This is a genomic window from Aliikangiella maris, from assembly GCF_040719265.1.
Classification (GTDB): Bacteria; Pseudomonadota; Gammaproteobacteria; order Enterobacterales; family Kangiellaceae; genus Aliikangiella; species Aliikangiella maris.
Genome location: NZ_JBFDAH010000001.1, coordinates 233,526 through 247,682 on the forward strand (window position 1 = coordinate 233,526; position 14,157 = coordinate 247,682).

Here is a 14,157-nt window from a genome sequence, read left to right on the forward strand (position 1 = left end):
AAGCTAGTTTATGAATAACACCGCAAATATAGTAACTCCCAATATAATAACAGTTGATGGTCCTTCAGGCGCAGGAAAAGGCACATTGAGTCTGCTATTGGCAGACAAACTGGGCTGGCATATCCTCGATAGCGGCGTGCTATATCGTGTTTTGGGGGTGGCTGCTTTAAAACACCATATCGCGTTGGATGATGAGCTAAAAGTCGCGCAGTTGGCAAGGCATTTGGACATTGATTTCAAATTAAACCCATCAAGTCAAGAGGTTGAACCTGTTTTAGAAGGGGATAACCTTGCGGGTCTTATCCGTACTGATGATGCGGGGCAGGCTGCGTCAAAAGTTGCTGTCATTCCTGCTGCAAGAGAAGCATTACTCGAGCGCCAAAGAGAATTTTATCGCTTGCCAGGGTTAGTCGCTGATGGACGAGATATGGGGACTGTTGTTTTTCCAGATGCTCCGGTAAAGATATTTTTAACGGCAAGTGCAGAGCGTCGTGCTGAAAGGCGCTATAAACAGTTGAAAAATAAAGGTGTAGATGCTAATATGCGCGCGCTTTTAGACAGCATTAAAGCACGCGATGAGCGTGACCGAACTCGCCCCGTAGCACCTTTGGTGCCTGCGAATGGGGCTTTTATTATTGATAGTTCAGAATTGACTATCACTGAAGTGCTTACTCAAGTACTTGAATTTTCGGCTAAAAGTATGCCAGAAATTTTAGCTGGCTAGCAAGTGTTTTATACATTTGATTTTGAATTTTAATAGTGGGTAAATTCTCTTTCTAGCTGCTATTAAGCAGCTTCTCGGTAAGAGTTATTAAGCTTGATTAGTGCGTTAAGCTTAAGTTAGTAGAATGATATAAGTTAGTAAAGTGATAGTTCTATTGGATTAACCGATGGTGTATCCAATTAACGTTTATATAAAGTTAACTAACAATACCACTAGTATGATGTTTGAATAATTATTCTTTTATTGGAACGTACAGGGAATGCAGCGTTCTTTTATTAATAATCCCAGAATAGCAGGATGTTATTCGGAGTTTGAAACAAGACATAGTGAAAACTGTGTTTACCAGGTAAATTAAGATGAGCGAAAATTTCGCAGAACTGTTTGAACAAAGTCTAAATGAACTAGAAATGCGTCCAGGTGCGATTGTTAAAGGCACAGTGGTTGCAATTGATAATGAAACCGTGATAGTTAATGCCGGTTTAAAATCAGAAGGTGTTATTCCATTAGCTCAGTTTTTGAATGAGCAAGGTGAAGTGGAAGTTAATATCGGTGATGAAATTGATGTTGCTTTAGATGCTATTGAAGATGGTTATGGTGCAACTCAGTTATCACGTGAAAAAGCCAAGCGTTTTGAGACTTGGTTAGAGCTTGAAAAAGCATGCGAAGCAAATGAAACTGTTGTTGGTATGATTACTGGCAAAGTAAAAGGTGGATTCACAGTCGAGGTTAAAAATGTTCGTGCATTCTTACCTGGCTCTTTAGTTGATGTTCGCCCAATTCGTGATACAACTCATCTTGAAGGTAAAGACCTGGAGTTTAAAGTTATCAAGCTCGACCAGAAGCGAAACAATGTGGTTGTTTCTCGACGTAGCGTGATTGAAGCTGAAAGCTCAGCAGAAAGAGACGAATTACTGGCTCGTTTGGAAGAAGGCGCGAAGGTTAAAGGTATTGTTAAAAACTTAACTGATTACGGTGCATTTGTTGATTTAGGTGGTGTTGATGGTCTACTTCACATCACTGATATGGCATGGAAACGTGTTAAGCATCCATCAGAAGTAGTTCAGGTTGGTGATGAAATCGATGTTAAAGTACTCAAGTACGATCGTGACCGTTCACGAGTTTCACTGGGTATGAAGCAATTAGGCGAAGATCCTTGGGCTGATTTAAACCGTCGTTACCCAGAAGGAACACGCTTATTTGGTCGTGTTACTAACCTGACTGATTACGGCTGTTTTGCTGAAATCGAAGAGGGTGTTGAAGGTCTTGTTCACGTTTCAGAAATGGACTGGACAAACAAAAATATTCATCCAAGTAAAGTTGTTAGCTTAGGTGATGAAGTTGAAGTAATGGTACTGGATATCGATGAAGAACGTCGTCGTATTTCTCTGGGTCTAAAACAGTGTGTACCTAATCCTTGGACTGAATTTGCTAGCAAATACAACAAAAATGACCGTGTTAAAGGCAAAATCAAGTCCATCACTGATTTTGGTATCTTTATTGGCCTAGACGGTGGTATTGATGGTTTAGTTCACTTATCTGATATTTCTTGGAATATTCCTGGTGAAGAAGCCGTTCGCGACTATAACAAAGGCGATGAAGTTGAAGCTGTTGTCTTATCTGTAGATGCAGAAAGAGAAAGAATTTCTCTAGGAATCAAGCAAATAGACTCTGATCCATTTGCTCAGTTCTTAGCTGAAAATACTAAAGGTTCAATTGTTAATGGTACTGCAACAGAAGTTGATGCTAAAGGTGTTAAAGTAACCTTGGCTGAAAATGTTGAAGGCTATTTAAGAGCTTCTGAAATTAGCGATGAAAGAGTTGACGATGCAACCAAACATTTTGCTGTTGGTGATGCAGTAGAAGCGAAATTTACAGCGGTTGATAAGAAAAATCGCGTAATTTCTCTATCGATTAAAGCGAAGCATAAGCAAGAAGAAGCCGAAGCGATTGCTGAATACAGCAAAGATGGCGATGAGTCTGCACCTGCGACTCTGGGTGACTTGCTTAAAGAACAGCTTGATCGCGACTAATCCTACCTGTCAAGTTATAAAAAAAGGCCCATAATCTATTGATTTTGGGCATTTTTTTTTGCTTTTTGTAAATTATTTGTCTATTGTAGAATAGTAAATAAATCCTAAAGTACCAAACTAACAAAGGAATGGATTGATGACAAAATCCGAATTAATTGAAAGATTGGCTGCGCGCCAGACTCAATTATCGCTTAAAGATGTAGAACTCGTTGTAAAAAGTATTCTGGAGCATATGGCCCAATCATTGGCTAAAGGTGAACGGATTGAGATTCGTGGATTTGGCAGCTTTTCTCTGCACTTTCGTGAACCGCGTGTAGGTAGAAACCCTAAAACTGGACAATCTGTGCAATTGGAAGGTAAATATGTGCCTCATTTCAAGCCAGGTAAAGAGTTGCGGGATAGGGTTAATGAAGGAATTCAATCTGAACAGTGACGATTTCTGTAATTTTGAAAAAGCATATCATTGATATGCTTTTTTTATGTCCGAAAATATACTAAATGCTTCTCGACCCCTTTTCATAATCTGCGTTAAAATGAGTCACTTTTCAATTCAAGAGGCGCCAGCTTGAGAAATTTTTTAACAATATTCTTAGCATTATTGCTTTTCATCGCGTCAATACTTTTTTTTGCACAGAATGACTCGCCTATTGCTATCAATTATTTAAGTGGAGAATTAAACTGGCAGCTCAACTGGGTGATGCTTGCATCCTTGGTAATTGGTTTTTGTATCGGTGTATTTTCAATTTTAGGTCATTTATTGCAAGCTAAAAGACTAGTCAGACAACAAAAGATTAAACTGCAAAAGCAAGAAAAAGAGCTAAATAATTTAAGAGCGCTACCTGTTAAAGATGAATATTAATATATAGGGACTCAATACAAAATTATGTTTGAATCCATATTGGCTGCTGCTGCACTGCTGATGATTGCCATCTATTCGGGTTACCTGATTGGGAAAGGTAAGTCTAAAAATCGCTCAGATACGAAGCAGATGGGGCTATCCAAAAAGTATTTCGTCGGACTCAATTATCTCTTAAACGAAGATGCGGATAAAGCTATTGATACATTTGTCAGTATGCTTGAGATTGATTCCGAAACGGTAGAAACGCATTTAGCGTTAGGTAATCTATTTCGCCGGCGTGGTGAAGTTGATCGTGCAATACGAATTCATCAGAATTTAATTGCCCGGCCATCTTTATCGACGGCACATCGTAAAATGTCACTACTTGAACTCGGTTACGATTATATGGCGGCCGGATTGCTCGATAGAGCAGAGAATATTTTTAATGAATTGGTTGCTGATCAGGCGCATAAGCAAGCAAGTCTAAAACAGCTGTTACTAATCTATCAACAAACCAAAGATTGGCAAAATGCCATAAAGGTTTCTGAACGTCTACAACCTGGTGCATCTAGTAGCGTTAAAGTAGAAATTTCTCATTTCTATTGTGAATTAGCCGAAGTAAAACTCTCGCAGCAGTCTCACCGTGAAGCAATGGCATTTGTCAAAAAAGCAATATCGGCTGATCCCTATTGCGCCAGGGCTTCGTTAATTGGCGGGAATGTAGAATATTCCCTAGGGCGGTTTAAACCTGCAATTAAAGCTTATCGTGAGCTGATTAGGCAAGACATTGAGTTGTTGCCTGAAGCGCTTAACCAGATCGTATCCTGCTTTAAACAGTTAAATGATTTTAAAGGGTTAACAATATTTTTGCAGAATGCAATTGAGCAAGGGGCGGGTATAACTTGTATTTTAGTTCTTGCTGAACAAATCGAGAGTGAGCAGGGAGATATTGCTGCTGGTCATTTTATTGCGGAGCAAATGGCTCAACATCCTTCTATAAAGGGATTATTGAAGCTGATCGATATTTATTTAAGGCACGCCAGTGACTCTGCTCGGCCAAGTTTACAGATGCTACAAGATGTTGTTGGTAAATTATTGCAAAACAAGCCGGTTTATCACTGTAATCGCTGTGGCTTTGACTCAAAATCTTTGTTTTGGCAGTGTCCAGGATGTAAAACTTGGGGAAGCGTTAAGCCCATTCAGGGGATTGAAGGTGAGTAAAAATGAGGAATAAATATGACAATACAAGACAAGTATGATTCAAAAATTATCGTTGCGCTAGATTTTGATGATATTCGTAAAGCGCGTTCATTTATTTCAAAAATTGATCCCAACCTTTGTAAATTGAAGGTCGGGAAAGAAATGTTTACGCTATTTGGTCCCGACTGGGTTCGCTATTTAGTCGAGCAAGATTTTTCAGTATTCTTGGATTTAAAGTTTTTTGATATTCCCAACACGGTAGCAAAAGCTTGTAAAGCTGCTGCACAACTAGGCGTGTGGATGGTTGATGTTCATGCTTCCGGTGGCGAAGTAATGATGCGAGCCGCACAAGAAGCAATAGATTCAGTTAGCGGCCCCCGACCTTTATTAACTGCAGTGACTGTTTTAACAAGTTTTGATGAACAACAATATCAGTCAATTGGTTATCATCGCACAATGGAGCAGCAGGTTAAACATCTAGGTAAATTGGCAGAATTGTCTGGTCTTGATGGTATTGTTTGTTCTGCACAAGAGGCGAACGCAATGAGAGTTGAGTTAGGCCCTGAATTTAAACTAGTAACGCCTGGAATTCGTCCCGCGGGTAGTGCTACAGAAGATCAATCGCGAGTGATGACGCCCGAAATGGCAATTCAGTCGGGTGTTGATTATTTGGTTATTGGCAGACCAATTACTCAATCTTCCGAACCGCTGAAAGTCTTGTGCGAAATTTCTGAAAGTATTAAATCACTATAGCGAATAAAAATAAATTAAGTTACAGTTTTATTTCAACATTAAATGATTGGAAACTCTATCAAGGAGAGAAAAATGAAAACTAAAACTTTAATTTATACTTTTTTAATTGTATTCACCACGATTGCTCCAGGCGCTTTTGTCAAATCTTTTGCTGGTATTAAACTGCCGAGTAAGATTGTGACTCAGCAAGTGGTCGATAAAGTTAATATCAATACCGCAAGTGCAAAGGAAATTGCAGAATATTTATCAGGGATCGGGATGAAAAAAGCATTAGCTATCGTAGAGTATCGAGAAAAAAATGGTCAATTTAAAAAGCTTGAAGATTTAGCAGCTGTAAAGGGAATCGGTATTGCTACATTAGTCAAAAACAAGAAAAAAATTCAGTTAAATTAATTTCTTTTTATTGAATAGACTAAAGCCAAAGAATAATTTATATATTTTTCTCTTTGGCTTTTACCGTCGACAGAATAATAGATAACACATAAATGAAGATTGCAGAAACAGCTCCGGACAAATGAGCTTCTTCAACAACATTGGCTTGTATAAAATTAGCGGTAAGCTCATTAATATTCCAATTTAACTCAATAAATAGTTTTATACCAACAACAGCTAGTATAAATGAGTTAGTTTTGATGGCAGCTTTAAAACTAAAAAGAGCACACCCAACCAGATAACCATGCAGTGCACCAGAAAATCCGACATACCATTCAAGTTTTATAAAACAGTGCAAAAGTAAAATATTGAATAGTATGCATCCAGAGAGTAAATATATTTTTAATCGATTCGTCATTAAAGGTTGAAATAATATATCTATCAATATTAAACCGCTCATATTTAGCCAGAGATGATTCCAATTGCTGTGCGTAAAGTTGGCGGTAAATAATCGCCACCACTGGCCATCTATCACGGCTTGATACTCGTAGCGCAACAATATAATTGAGTCAGGCGAAAAAGCTTGAATAGCTATACATAATAAAATAATTACAACACTAAATCTGGATGGCCTTATTAATGCAATATTTAACATAAAAACGTTACTAATGTTATTGTGGCTAATAGTTTATCCAATCTATGATGGCTTATCAAAAAGTTCAAGTTTCGTATGACAAATTAATAGATAGACAATAAAATACCCCAAACTTATTAAACAAGGAAAAGGACTCGCGTGAAAAAGCTTACCCTGTCTCTATTTATTTTGGTAATTTCAATCAGTAATGTTTTCGCCCAAGAATCAAGCAATAAACTGGATTTCAAGCAAGAATTTAAAGCATTTATGTTAGTGGGAGTACAAGGTGGAGGTGATGGAACTAAACCGCTGCCTCTCTATTACCGAGGTGATGGGCTGTATTATTCGGATATTCCTTACACACTCGCCGGACCATGGTTTGGTGTACCCTCTGATCTGCCGCAACACTGGGAAGATGATGTCGAAGCAGGTGGATTGATTTCGTTTGCGGTTGGTGTTGAAGTGCCGGTAGCAGAAAAACTGGTTTTTTCGGCAGCATGGGGTTATTTATATGATGAAGTTTACGGTGATTTGACCGATGGATCTGGTGGAAAAGGGAGTTTTAAATATTCTCGACAGACGATTGATTTGATGTTGTTTTATAATCGTGGTCGCCATAGAGTTGGTTTAGGGGGGGCATATCATTTAAAACCAAAAGCATACCACCATGAATATGCGAGTGCCTTTGATCTTAAAACAACTTATTATTTCGATGATGGTATTGGTGCTGCTATTCAATATGACTACAAAGTGAGTAAAAATACTTCTTTAGGTATTAAATACACAAAAATGAGTTATGATTTTGATGGCTTGAAAACAAGATACCGAGTTGGACGCAATGTGTCGAATAATTTAATTGATTGCGAATCTAATTGCGGTGAGTTAGTAGATGCAGATAGTTTAGCTATCAATTTAATATACCGATTTTAATTAATTTTAATATGGTTTTTTCTGTGAGTCTACCAGCGACAAAAATGTTGTTGCTGGTAGGGCAAAGCTAATTAATTTCAAATATTAACTGGCTTCAGACATTTTAAATAATTTTTTCGCTTTTTTAGACGCGATATTATTGTGTAAATTTACAGTCTTGGTTGGTGTAAACTTAAGGGCTATGACCGAGCGGTATTCAACTTCTCCCGCAAGATAACCTAATAACTGATGATAGATTTTATCATCTAATAAGTACCAAAGCGGTTGTTCAACTTGTAAAACCTTTTGTAATGCAGGCTGTACCTTTTTATCCCATTGGTTGCCGTAGGTATCTAAATCATTTGTATATAGATACTTTCGACAATTGATACAACCACAATTGATCGGAGTGTCTTCTTCAATGTTAAACAGTCCATATTCATCTGTGATTTCTTCGTCAGCTTTAATGTCACGAATCGCGATTTCAAACCCATAACCGGTACTCATTGTATTACAGTTACAACTATGATTAATGTACTTTGCATGGTCCCAGCTAACGATACGAATACCTTTTGCGTCGATATAGGAATACTTATCAACAATTTCACGATGATTTTTATCGAGTGTTGTGTATTTATCGGGAGTAATACAGATTTCCAGATCGTCACTGGCATAAATGATAGTTCCCATAGGTATATTACAGGTTGCAAATACGCCATAACCAATTTCAGGACTGACATAACGCAACTCTGTATAAGGGTGTAACATTTTGACCTCACAATTAAAATATTAAGTTGATAGACTAATTAACCCTGCTAATAGTTATATGGCTAATTAATTACCTTTGCAAATGATATTTAACTAATTAATGAAAAATAAATTTGTTGTTTTGTTAAATAAAATTTGTTAAAAAATATCTATCAAATTAGATGTTTTAAATTGGTTTTATGCAAAGCTCAATGTTTAAAAAGTCAAATTTTTCCGAGGTAAATAAACCTACAACCGGTAAAATAATGGCGGTTTAAAAAGACTACATTAGGTTGGGTAATAAAGATTAAATATCGTTGAATAAAAACAAAAGAGTATAAATAGATTTATTTATAGTATCTTAAGTTATTTTTGAGTGTTTGAGCAAAAATATAGGGTATAAAAAAAGCAGTTACAAATGTTTTTGTAACTGCTTGATTTTATTCTTAAATTTGGCTCCCCCTCCCCGACTTGAACGGGGGACCTGCGGATTAACAGTCCGTCGCTCTAACCAACTGAGCTAAGGGGGAATTGAGCTACTCTCCTTGAAAGCGAGCGCAATAATAAATAAGAATTTTAATCTGGTCAACTAAGAATTTAAAAAAACTGAAATCTTTTATCGAATTTTAATGTTTCGATTAAAATGTCATCAATAAATAAAAATTTCCGAATATTTATTAATCAATTTAGATGGAACGTTGATAAATTACAGAAATTGGGGGAGAGGTCGCAAACTGATATCCATTTCGACAGTGAGTATTAAATTCGATGGCCAAAGTTCTGCAAATTGTCCAGATTATCAAGGTGCTTAGCGAAATATCACTTTGGATTATTTTAATTGAAAAATTGCTGTGTACAAAGAAATATCAAATTGAACTGGTTTTCAGTAATTAGTTTAAATATTATGTGGCTTAACTTGATTAATCGATTCAAATCTTTCTATCAGCCATCAATGAAATTCGACTATGACTGAAAATTTTCGACTAAAATCGCCGTTTAAACCGGCTGGAGATCAACCTAAAGCAATTGAGCAATTAATTGAAGGTCTCGAAAATGGACTGAGTCATCAGACTTTACTCGGTGTTACTGGATCAGGAAAAACCTTTACCATTGCCAATGTAATTCAAAAAACAGGGCGTCCGACACTTATTTTAGCACCCAATAAAACGCTGGCGGCTCAACTGTACGGTGAAATGAAAGAATTCTTTCCACATAATGCGGTGGAATATTTTGTTTCTTATTACGACTATTATCAACCGGAAGCTTATGTTCCTAGCAGTGATACATTTATAGAAAAAGATGCCTCAATAAATGATCATATCGAGCAAATGCGCTTGTCTGCAACGCGCGCGCTGCTGGAGCGTAAAGATAGCATCATTGTTGCTTCAGTTTCTGCAATATACGGTTTGGGAGATCCAAAACAGTTTCATAGCATGGTTTTGCATTTGGCTATAGGTGAAGAGATTGATCAGCGAACTATCTTAAGGCGTTTGGCAGAGTTGCAATTCAGCCGTAATGATATGGAATTGCAAAGAGCAACCTATCGAGTCAGGGGGGATGTCATTGACATCTTTCCGGCTGAATCCGAGCGAAATGCAATTAGAATTGAACTATTTGATGATGAAGTTGATGGGCTAAGTATGTTTGACCCGTTAACTGGGGAAGTGGTTAAAAAGTTATCAAGGGTAACAATTTATCCAAAAAGTCACTATGTCACAGCACGACAAACTTTATTAGATGCAATCGAAGAAATCAAAGTTGAATTTGCTCAACGGTTACAACAGCTTGAAGCGGCTAATAAGCTGGTTGAATATCAGCGTTTGGATCAACGTGTTAAATTTGACTTGGAAATGATGCGCGAGCTAGGGTATTGCTCTGGTATTGAAAATTATTCTCGCTATTTGTCTGGTAGAAAAGCCGGTGAACATCCGCCGACATTATTTGATTACTTACCCAAAGATGCACTGTTAATTATTGATGAATCCCACGTTATGGTGTCGCAGATTGGTGCAATGTATCGTGGTGACAGGTCGCGTAAGGAAACGTTGGTTGAATACGGTTTCCGTTTGCCTTCTGCACTCGATAATCGACCTTTGAAATTTGAAGAGTTTGAAAAGCTTGCACCACAAACAATATTTGTTTCTGCGACTCCCGCTGATTATGAAAAACAACATTCTGGAGAAATTGTCCAACAAGTTGTCAGACCTACTGGCCTGCTTGATCCAGAGGTTGAAATTCGTCCGGTTGCTACCCAGGTTGATGACTTGTTATCTGAAATTAAAATTCGTGTCGAAGTCAATGAGCGTGTGTTGGTAACAACGTTGACTAAAAAGATGGCAGAAGATTTAACCGAATATTTAAATGAAAATGGCGCAAGAGTGCGCTATTTACATTCTGATATTGATACAGTTGAAAGAATGGAAATTATTCGTGATCTCAGGCGAGGGGAGTTCGATGTTTTGGTCGGAATTAACCTGCTACGCGAAGGCCTGGATATGCCCGAAGTGTCATTAGTGGCTATTCTTGATGCTGATAAAGAAGGTTTTTTGCGTTCGGAACGTTCGTTAATTCAAACGATTGGCCGAGCGGCGAGAAACCTACGTGGTAAGGCAATTTTGTACGCTGATAGAATGACTGGGTCGATGGAAAGAGCCATAGGTGAAAATAATCGTCGTCGTGAAATTCAACATCAGTTTAATATAACACATGGCATAACGCCTAAAGGTGTCACCAAAAAGATTGGTGATATTATGCAATCTGATAGAGGCGAGTACGCTAAAGACAAAGTTAAACTGAAAAAGGTTTCAGAAAAAACGAAATCATATGCTGTTGATACACCAGCCAAAGCGGCTCAGTTAATTGAAAAGCTTGAAAAACAAATGTACGAGGCGGCAAAAAATCTAGAGTTTGAACAAGCAGCTAAATTACGCGATGATATTGCAGCAATTAGAGAAAAAATATTTAACTAAATAGATATTTATTCGCGGCTTATTAGCTCAATAAAAATACTAAAGTCATGGTTGATTTGGGAAATAAAATGAGGCAAAAAATAAATATCGGCCAATTAATATGCCCAGTAAGCACAGCAAGACAAAACACTTAGTTTAAAAGAAGATATAACAGTTATTTGAGAAAACAAGGTTTTGTCTCGATATGTGTTTTGCTACTACTTAGTTGTTGCTTTCTTGCTGTTCACCAAAAAGGTATTCCAGGCTTTCTGCTGCATGTCTGGCATGTGGAATTACGATAGAACCCCCAATTAATAATGCAATACCAATTGCTTCATCAATTTCTTCTCGAGTAAAACCTAGTTTTACCGTAGTTTCCAGATGATAATCAATGCAGTCATTACAGCGAAGAACCATAGAAGCGGTTAATGCTAGTAATTCTTTGGTTGTGGCTGGAAGCGCGCCATCTTTGTACGCTTGTTTATCGAGTGAAACGAAACGCTTGGTTACCAGGTTATCGGTTTTAAGTAATTTTTCATTTCCTGCTTTTCGTTTTTTACGATACTCTTCAAATGGATGTGTCATCTTATAGTTAACATATTGTCTGTAAAAGACTAATTCTAACGAAGATCGGTTTAAATTTAAAATGACATTTAAACTTTTATCAAGGTAAATATGTAGGACAAATGACTTTAATAACTAATTGTTAGTTGTTGATTTGTATGCTATTTTAATTGGCTCGAAGTTAAATTAGTCTATCCGTAATGGTTATTTTAATTTGCAGTCTAACTTAGTAAGTTAGTTAAATTATAAAAATAAACGTGTAATTATATTTAATAACTAACAAAGTGGTATAATTTAATTCTAAACAAGCTCTTTTTGCTAACTGAAAGCACTGAATTAACTTAATTATTCAAAATAGAGTTTTATCTGAAGCGTTAAATTAAAAGCTAAATATTATGCATCATTGATTATTGTAAATATTTTGCCAAAGAGTCATAAAAATGAGTTAAAAGAAGATTTAATGTGGAATTTCAATTTTCTTCAATTTTTGGCTTTTACACTAGGTTTGTCGTCACTGTTTTACACTCATTGTAAAAAGACCAACTATTTAGTTACTTGATTCAAATCTTGACTGGATTCAAATCTTGAAATAGATAATATCTAGATTAACTAGAGGTCGTGTGTATCGGTGAGTAGAGTATTAAATAGACAGTTGTTCAGAATAATTAATAATAATGTTTAATGCTGCAAATAAATGGATAAAAATATGAATCAAGCACTATCAGATCCCAACTTTTTTGTAAAACAAGAAAACTGGCAGCGTTGGAAAAAAAATCATGGTCATGATGATATTATCATTGAAAATGTAGAATTTCGTGATTTTGATTTTACTGAAATTGATTTTTCCAGTGTTAAACTGCTTGGTTGTTACTTTGATTGCTGTTCTTTTAAAAATGCTAATCTGATATCAACAAATTTTAGTCATTCCAGTTTTCATGCTTGTGATTTTTTGGGGGCAAAAATGATTGCCAGTAACTTGTCACATGCAGAATTTAAGCGATGTAATTTCGAAAAAGTAAATTTATTAACGGCCATATTAAACGACACTTCAATTATCAATTCAGATCTGACTCATCTGGATCTGCAAAGCTTTAATTTAATTGGTATAACACTTGATCTGTGTGATTTAAGAAAACAAAATCTGGCCGGTAAAAACTTAACTAATGCCAGTCTAAAACGTGTTGATTTACGTGGCGCAAATTTAGATAAAACTATTTTTAACGGTGCTAATCTTGCTGAGTGTTTATTAACCGATGCAAATATTCATTTAACCCAGTTTAAATCGGCCAATATGACTGGTGTCGATTTTGTAGGATCAAATTTATCACGCGTTAACTTTGAAGGTGCATCGTTACGGGGATGCGATTTTCGTGATGCTGACTTATCGGGTGCATGCCTAGCACATGCAGATATTACTAACACCAGTTTATTTAATGCTGAAACGATTGGATGGGATATACGTGAAATTCGCTGTGACTACGCTTATTGGGATCGCGATAGTACAATTAAAACGGAATACAAGCCTCATGAATTCGAAAGAATTTATGCGGAATCACTGATTATTGAACTCAAGTACGACTTTCGTTTAACCGCAAATGAAATTGCTACCTTACCAATATTAATAGATCATCTACAGGCATGTCATTGGGGGGTGGCTTTAAGGCTTAAGTCAGTTAAGGATATTGCTGGCGGTGCATTAGTTCAATTAGTTGTCGATGAAGCAGGCAACTATTCGCTCAACGACCTTGAAATATCATTGAAGGAGGAGGCCAGTCGTATCCAGAATGCGCAACTAGCGCTTCGAGCCGATCGACAAATGCAGCAACAATTTAAAGAGTCACTTGCAGAAATCAAAGAGAAATTTTGGCCTAGATTGCTTGAACTTGCCGCAGAGCATGAGCTCGATCAAATAAGAAATTTCTGTGTATTATTTATCGATTTGAAGGGGTTTACCCAGTGGAATGAGGGAATTGTTTCAGAAAAGCTCTCTCTCTTTCGTGGACTATTAAAACCAATTCTTGAAAGGTGGAAAGCCAGTTATCCTAATATGGAAGGCGACTCACTGCGTGCTACATTTCGCAGTGCGCGATCAGCCGTTGAGTGCGCTTGTATGATTAGAGATGTCCTCATGTCTGCTCAATTTGAATTACGTATCGGAATTGATTTGGGACAAGTTTCCATTGTACATAATGAAGTGACCGATCAATCTGATTTGGAAGGTAATGCCGTCAGTATGGCTGCTCGATTAGAAGCGATGGCTGAAGCCGGTGAAATTATCGTATCCGAGAAGGTTAAACACTATGCTGAACAAGAAACAAGTGAATTTGTATTTTATCCGCGTAAAAGTCAGTTGACCAAAGCTATTGGTAATAAAAAAGCGGGTGATTGGATAAATATTTACCATTTACAACGAAAGCTAAGTCAGTAGGAGATTATAA

At 36.9% G+C, this 14,157-nt stretch carries 13 protein-coding genes and 1 tRNA gene; 10 read left to right on the forward strand and 4 right to left on the reverse strand.

Annotated features, from left to right (window positions below):
* The first annotated feature begins 10 nt into the window (after window positions 1-10).
* The 7 genes from cmk to ABVT42_RS01035 all read left to right on the forward strand — a co-directional run bounded on the left by cmk (window position 11) and on the right by ABVT42_RS01035 (window position 5,938).
* Window positions 11-724 (forward strand): (d)CMP kinase, encoded by a 714-nt coding sequence (cmk, locus tag ABVT42_RS01005; RefSeq protein WP_353873233.1) that lies wholly within the window; start codon window positions 11-13, stop codon window positions 722-724.
* Between the two features lie 356 nt (window positions 725-1,080).
* A complete protein-coding gene (rpsA, locus tag ABVT42_RS01010; protein ID WP_353873234.1) occupies window positions 1,081-2,754 on the forward strand; it encodes a 30S ribosomal protein S1 in 1,674 nt (557 codons plus the stop codon).
* A 136-nt stretch (window positions 2,755-2,890) separates the two neighbouring features.
* Window positions 2,891-3,187 (forward strand): integration host factor subunit beta, encoded by a 297-nt coding sequence (gene ihfB, locus ABVT42_RS01015; protein WP_353873235.1) that lies wholly within the window; start codon window positions 2,891-2,893, stop codon window positions 3,185-3,187.
* Between the two features lie 132 nt (window positions 3,188-3,319).
* On the forward strand, window positions 3,320-3,613 hold the full coding sequence (locus ABVT42_RS01020) for a LapA family protein (RefSeq protein WP_353873236.1): 294 nt from the start codon (window positions 3,320-3,322) through the stop codon (window positions 3,611-3,613).
* A 24-nt stretch (window positions 3,614-3,637) separates the two neighbouring features.
* On the forward strand, window positions 3,638-4,813 hold the full coding sequence (gene lapB / locus ABVT42_RS01025; protein ID WP_353873237.1) for a lipopolysaccharide assembly protein LapB: 1,176 nt from the start codon (window positions 3,638-3,640) through the stop codon (window positions 4,811-4,813).
* A 15-nt stretch (window positions 4,814-4,828) separates the two neighbouring features.
* A complete protein-coding gene (pyrF, locus tag ABVT42_RS01030; protein ID WP_353873238.1) occupies window positions 4,829-5,545 on the forward strand; it encodes an orotidine-5'-phosphate decarboxylase in 717 nt (238 codons plus the stop codon).
* Between the two features lie 72 nt (window positions 5,546-5,617).
* Window positions 5,618-5,938: a ComEA family DNA-binding protein gene (locus ABVT42_RS01035; RefSeq protein WP_353873239.1), complete on the forward strand. Its 321-nt coding sequence runs from the start codon at window positions 5,618-5,620 to the stop codon at window positions 5,936-5,938.
* 37 nt (window positions 5,939-5,975) lie between these two features.
* Here ABVT42_RS01035 and rrtA read toward each other — a convergent pair whose 3' ends face one another.
* The gene (rrtA, locus tag ABVT42_RS01040; protein WP_353873240.1) at window positions 5,976-6,572 is read right to left on the reverse strand and encodes a rhombosortase; all 597 of its coding nucleotides are present in this window, start codon (window positions 6,570-6,572) and stop codon (window positions 5,976-5,978) included.
* A 138-nt stretch (window positions 6,573-6,710) separates the two neighbouring features.
* Between rrtA and ABVT42_RS01045 the strand changes: the two genes are divergently transcribed.
* The gene (locus tag ABVT42_RS01045) at window positions 6,711-7,481 is read left to right on the forward strand and encodes a hypothetical protein (RefSeq protein WP_353873241.1); all 771 of its coding nucleotides are present in this window, start codon (window positions 6,711-6,713) and stop codon (window positions 7,479-7,481) included.
* 84 nt (window positions 7,482-7,565) lie between these two features.
* Here ABVT42_RS01045 and ABVT42_RS01050 read toward each other — a convergent pair whose 3' ends face one another.
* Both ABVT42_RS01050 and ABVT42_RS01055 read right to left on the reverse strand, forming a co-directional pair.
* Window positions 7,566-8,228, reverse strand: coding sequence for an SET domain-containing protein (locus ABVT42_RS01050; protein WP_353873242.1), 663 nt, complete (start codon window positions 8,226-8,228; stop codon window positions 7,566-7,568).
* Between the two features lie 432 nt (window positions 8,229-8,660).
* Window positions 8,661-8,737: transfer RNA gene (locus tag ABVT42_RS01055), tRNA-Asn, on the reverse strand.
* Window positions 8,738-9,172: 435 nt separating this feature from the next.
* Here ABVT42_RS01055 and uvrB point away from each other — a divergent pair.
* Window positions 9,173-11,176 carry an excinuclease ABC subunit UvrB gene (gene uvrB, locus ABVT42_RS01060; RefSeq protein WP_353873243.1) on the forward strand — a complete coding sequence of 668 codons (2,004 nt, stop codon included), beginning with the start codon at window positions 9,173-9,175 and terminating at the stop codon, window positions 11,174-11,176.
* Between the two features lie 201 nt (window positions 11,177-11,377).
* Here the strand turns inward: uvrB and ABVT42_RS01065 are convergent, their stop codons facing one another.
* Entirely contained in the window at window positions 11,378-11,740 is a 363-nt protein-coding gene (locus ABVT42_RS01065; protein WP_353873244.1) for a carboxymuconolactone decarboxylase family protein, read from the reverse strand.
* A 685-nt stretch (window positions 11,741-12,425) separates the two neighbouring features.
* On the opposite strand from ABVT42_RS01065, the gene ABVT42_RS01070 reads away from it, so the two are divergent.
* Complete coding sequence (locus ABVT42_RS01070; protein ID WP_353873245.1) at window positions 12,426-14,147, forward strand: pentapeptide repeat-containing protein; 1,722 nt, start codon at window positions 12,426-12,428, stop codon at window positions 14,145-14,147.
* Window positions 14,148-14,157 lie beyond the last annotated feature (10 nt).

Excerpts from the sequence above, each read along its gene's own strand:
- cmk (WP_353873233.1), top strand. The coding sequence starts at position 11 with ATGAATAACACCGCAAATATAGTAACTCCCAATATAATAACAGTTGAT.
- rpsA (WP_353873234.1), top strand. The coding sequence starts at position 1,081 with ATGAGCGAAAATTTCGCAGAACTGTTTGAACAAAGTCTAAATGAACTA.
- ihfB (WP_353873235.1), top strand. The coding sequence starts at position 2,891 with ATGACAAAATCCGAATTAATTGAAAGATTGGCTGCGCGCCAGACTCAA.
- lapB (WP_353873237.1), top strand. The coding sequence starts at position 3,638 with ATGTTTGAATCCATATTGGCTGCTGCTGCACTGCTGATGATTGCCATC.
- pyrF (WP_353873238.1), top strand. The coding sequence starts at position 4,829 with ATGACAATACAAGACAAGTATGATTCAAAAATTATCGTTGCGCTAGAT.
- ABVT42_RS01035 (WP_353873239.1), top strand. The coding sequence starts at position 5,618 with ATGAAAACTAAAACTTTAATTTATACTTTTTTAATTGTATTCACCACG.
- rrtA (WP_353873240.1), bottom strand. The coding sequence starts at position 6,572 with ATGTTAAATATTGCATTAATAAGGCCATCCAGATTTAGTGTTGTAATT.
- ABVT42_RS01050 (WP_353873242.1), bottom strand. The coding sequence starts at position 8,228 with ATGTTACACCCTTATACAGAGTTGCGTTATGTCAGTCCTGAAATTGGT.
- uvrB (WP_353873243.1), top strand. The coding sequence starts at position 9,173 with ATGACTGAAAATTTTCGACTAAAATCGCCGTTTAAACCGGCTGGAGAT.
- ABVT42_RS01065 (WP_353873244.1), bottom strand. The coding sequence starts at position 11,740 with ATGACACATCCATTTGAAGAGTATCGTAAAAAACGAAAAGCAGGAAAT.
- ABVT42_RS01070 (WP_353873245.1), top strand. The coding sequence starts at position 12,426 with ATGAATCAAGCACTATCAGATCCCAACTTTTTTGTAAAACAAGAAAAC.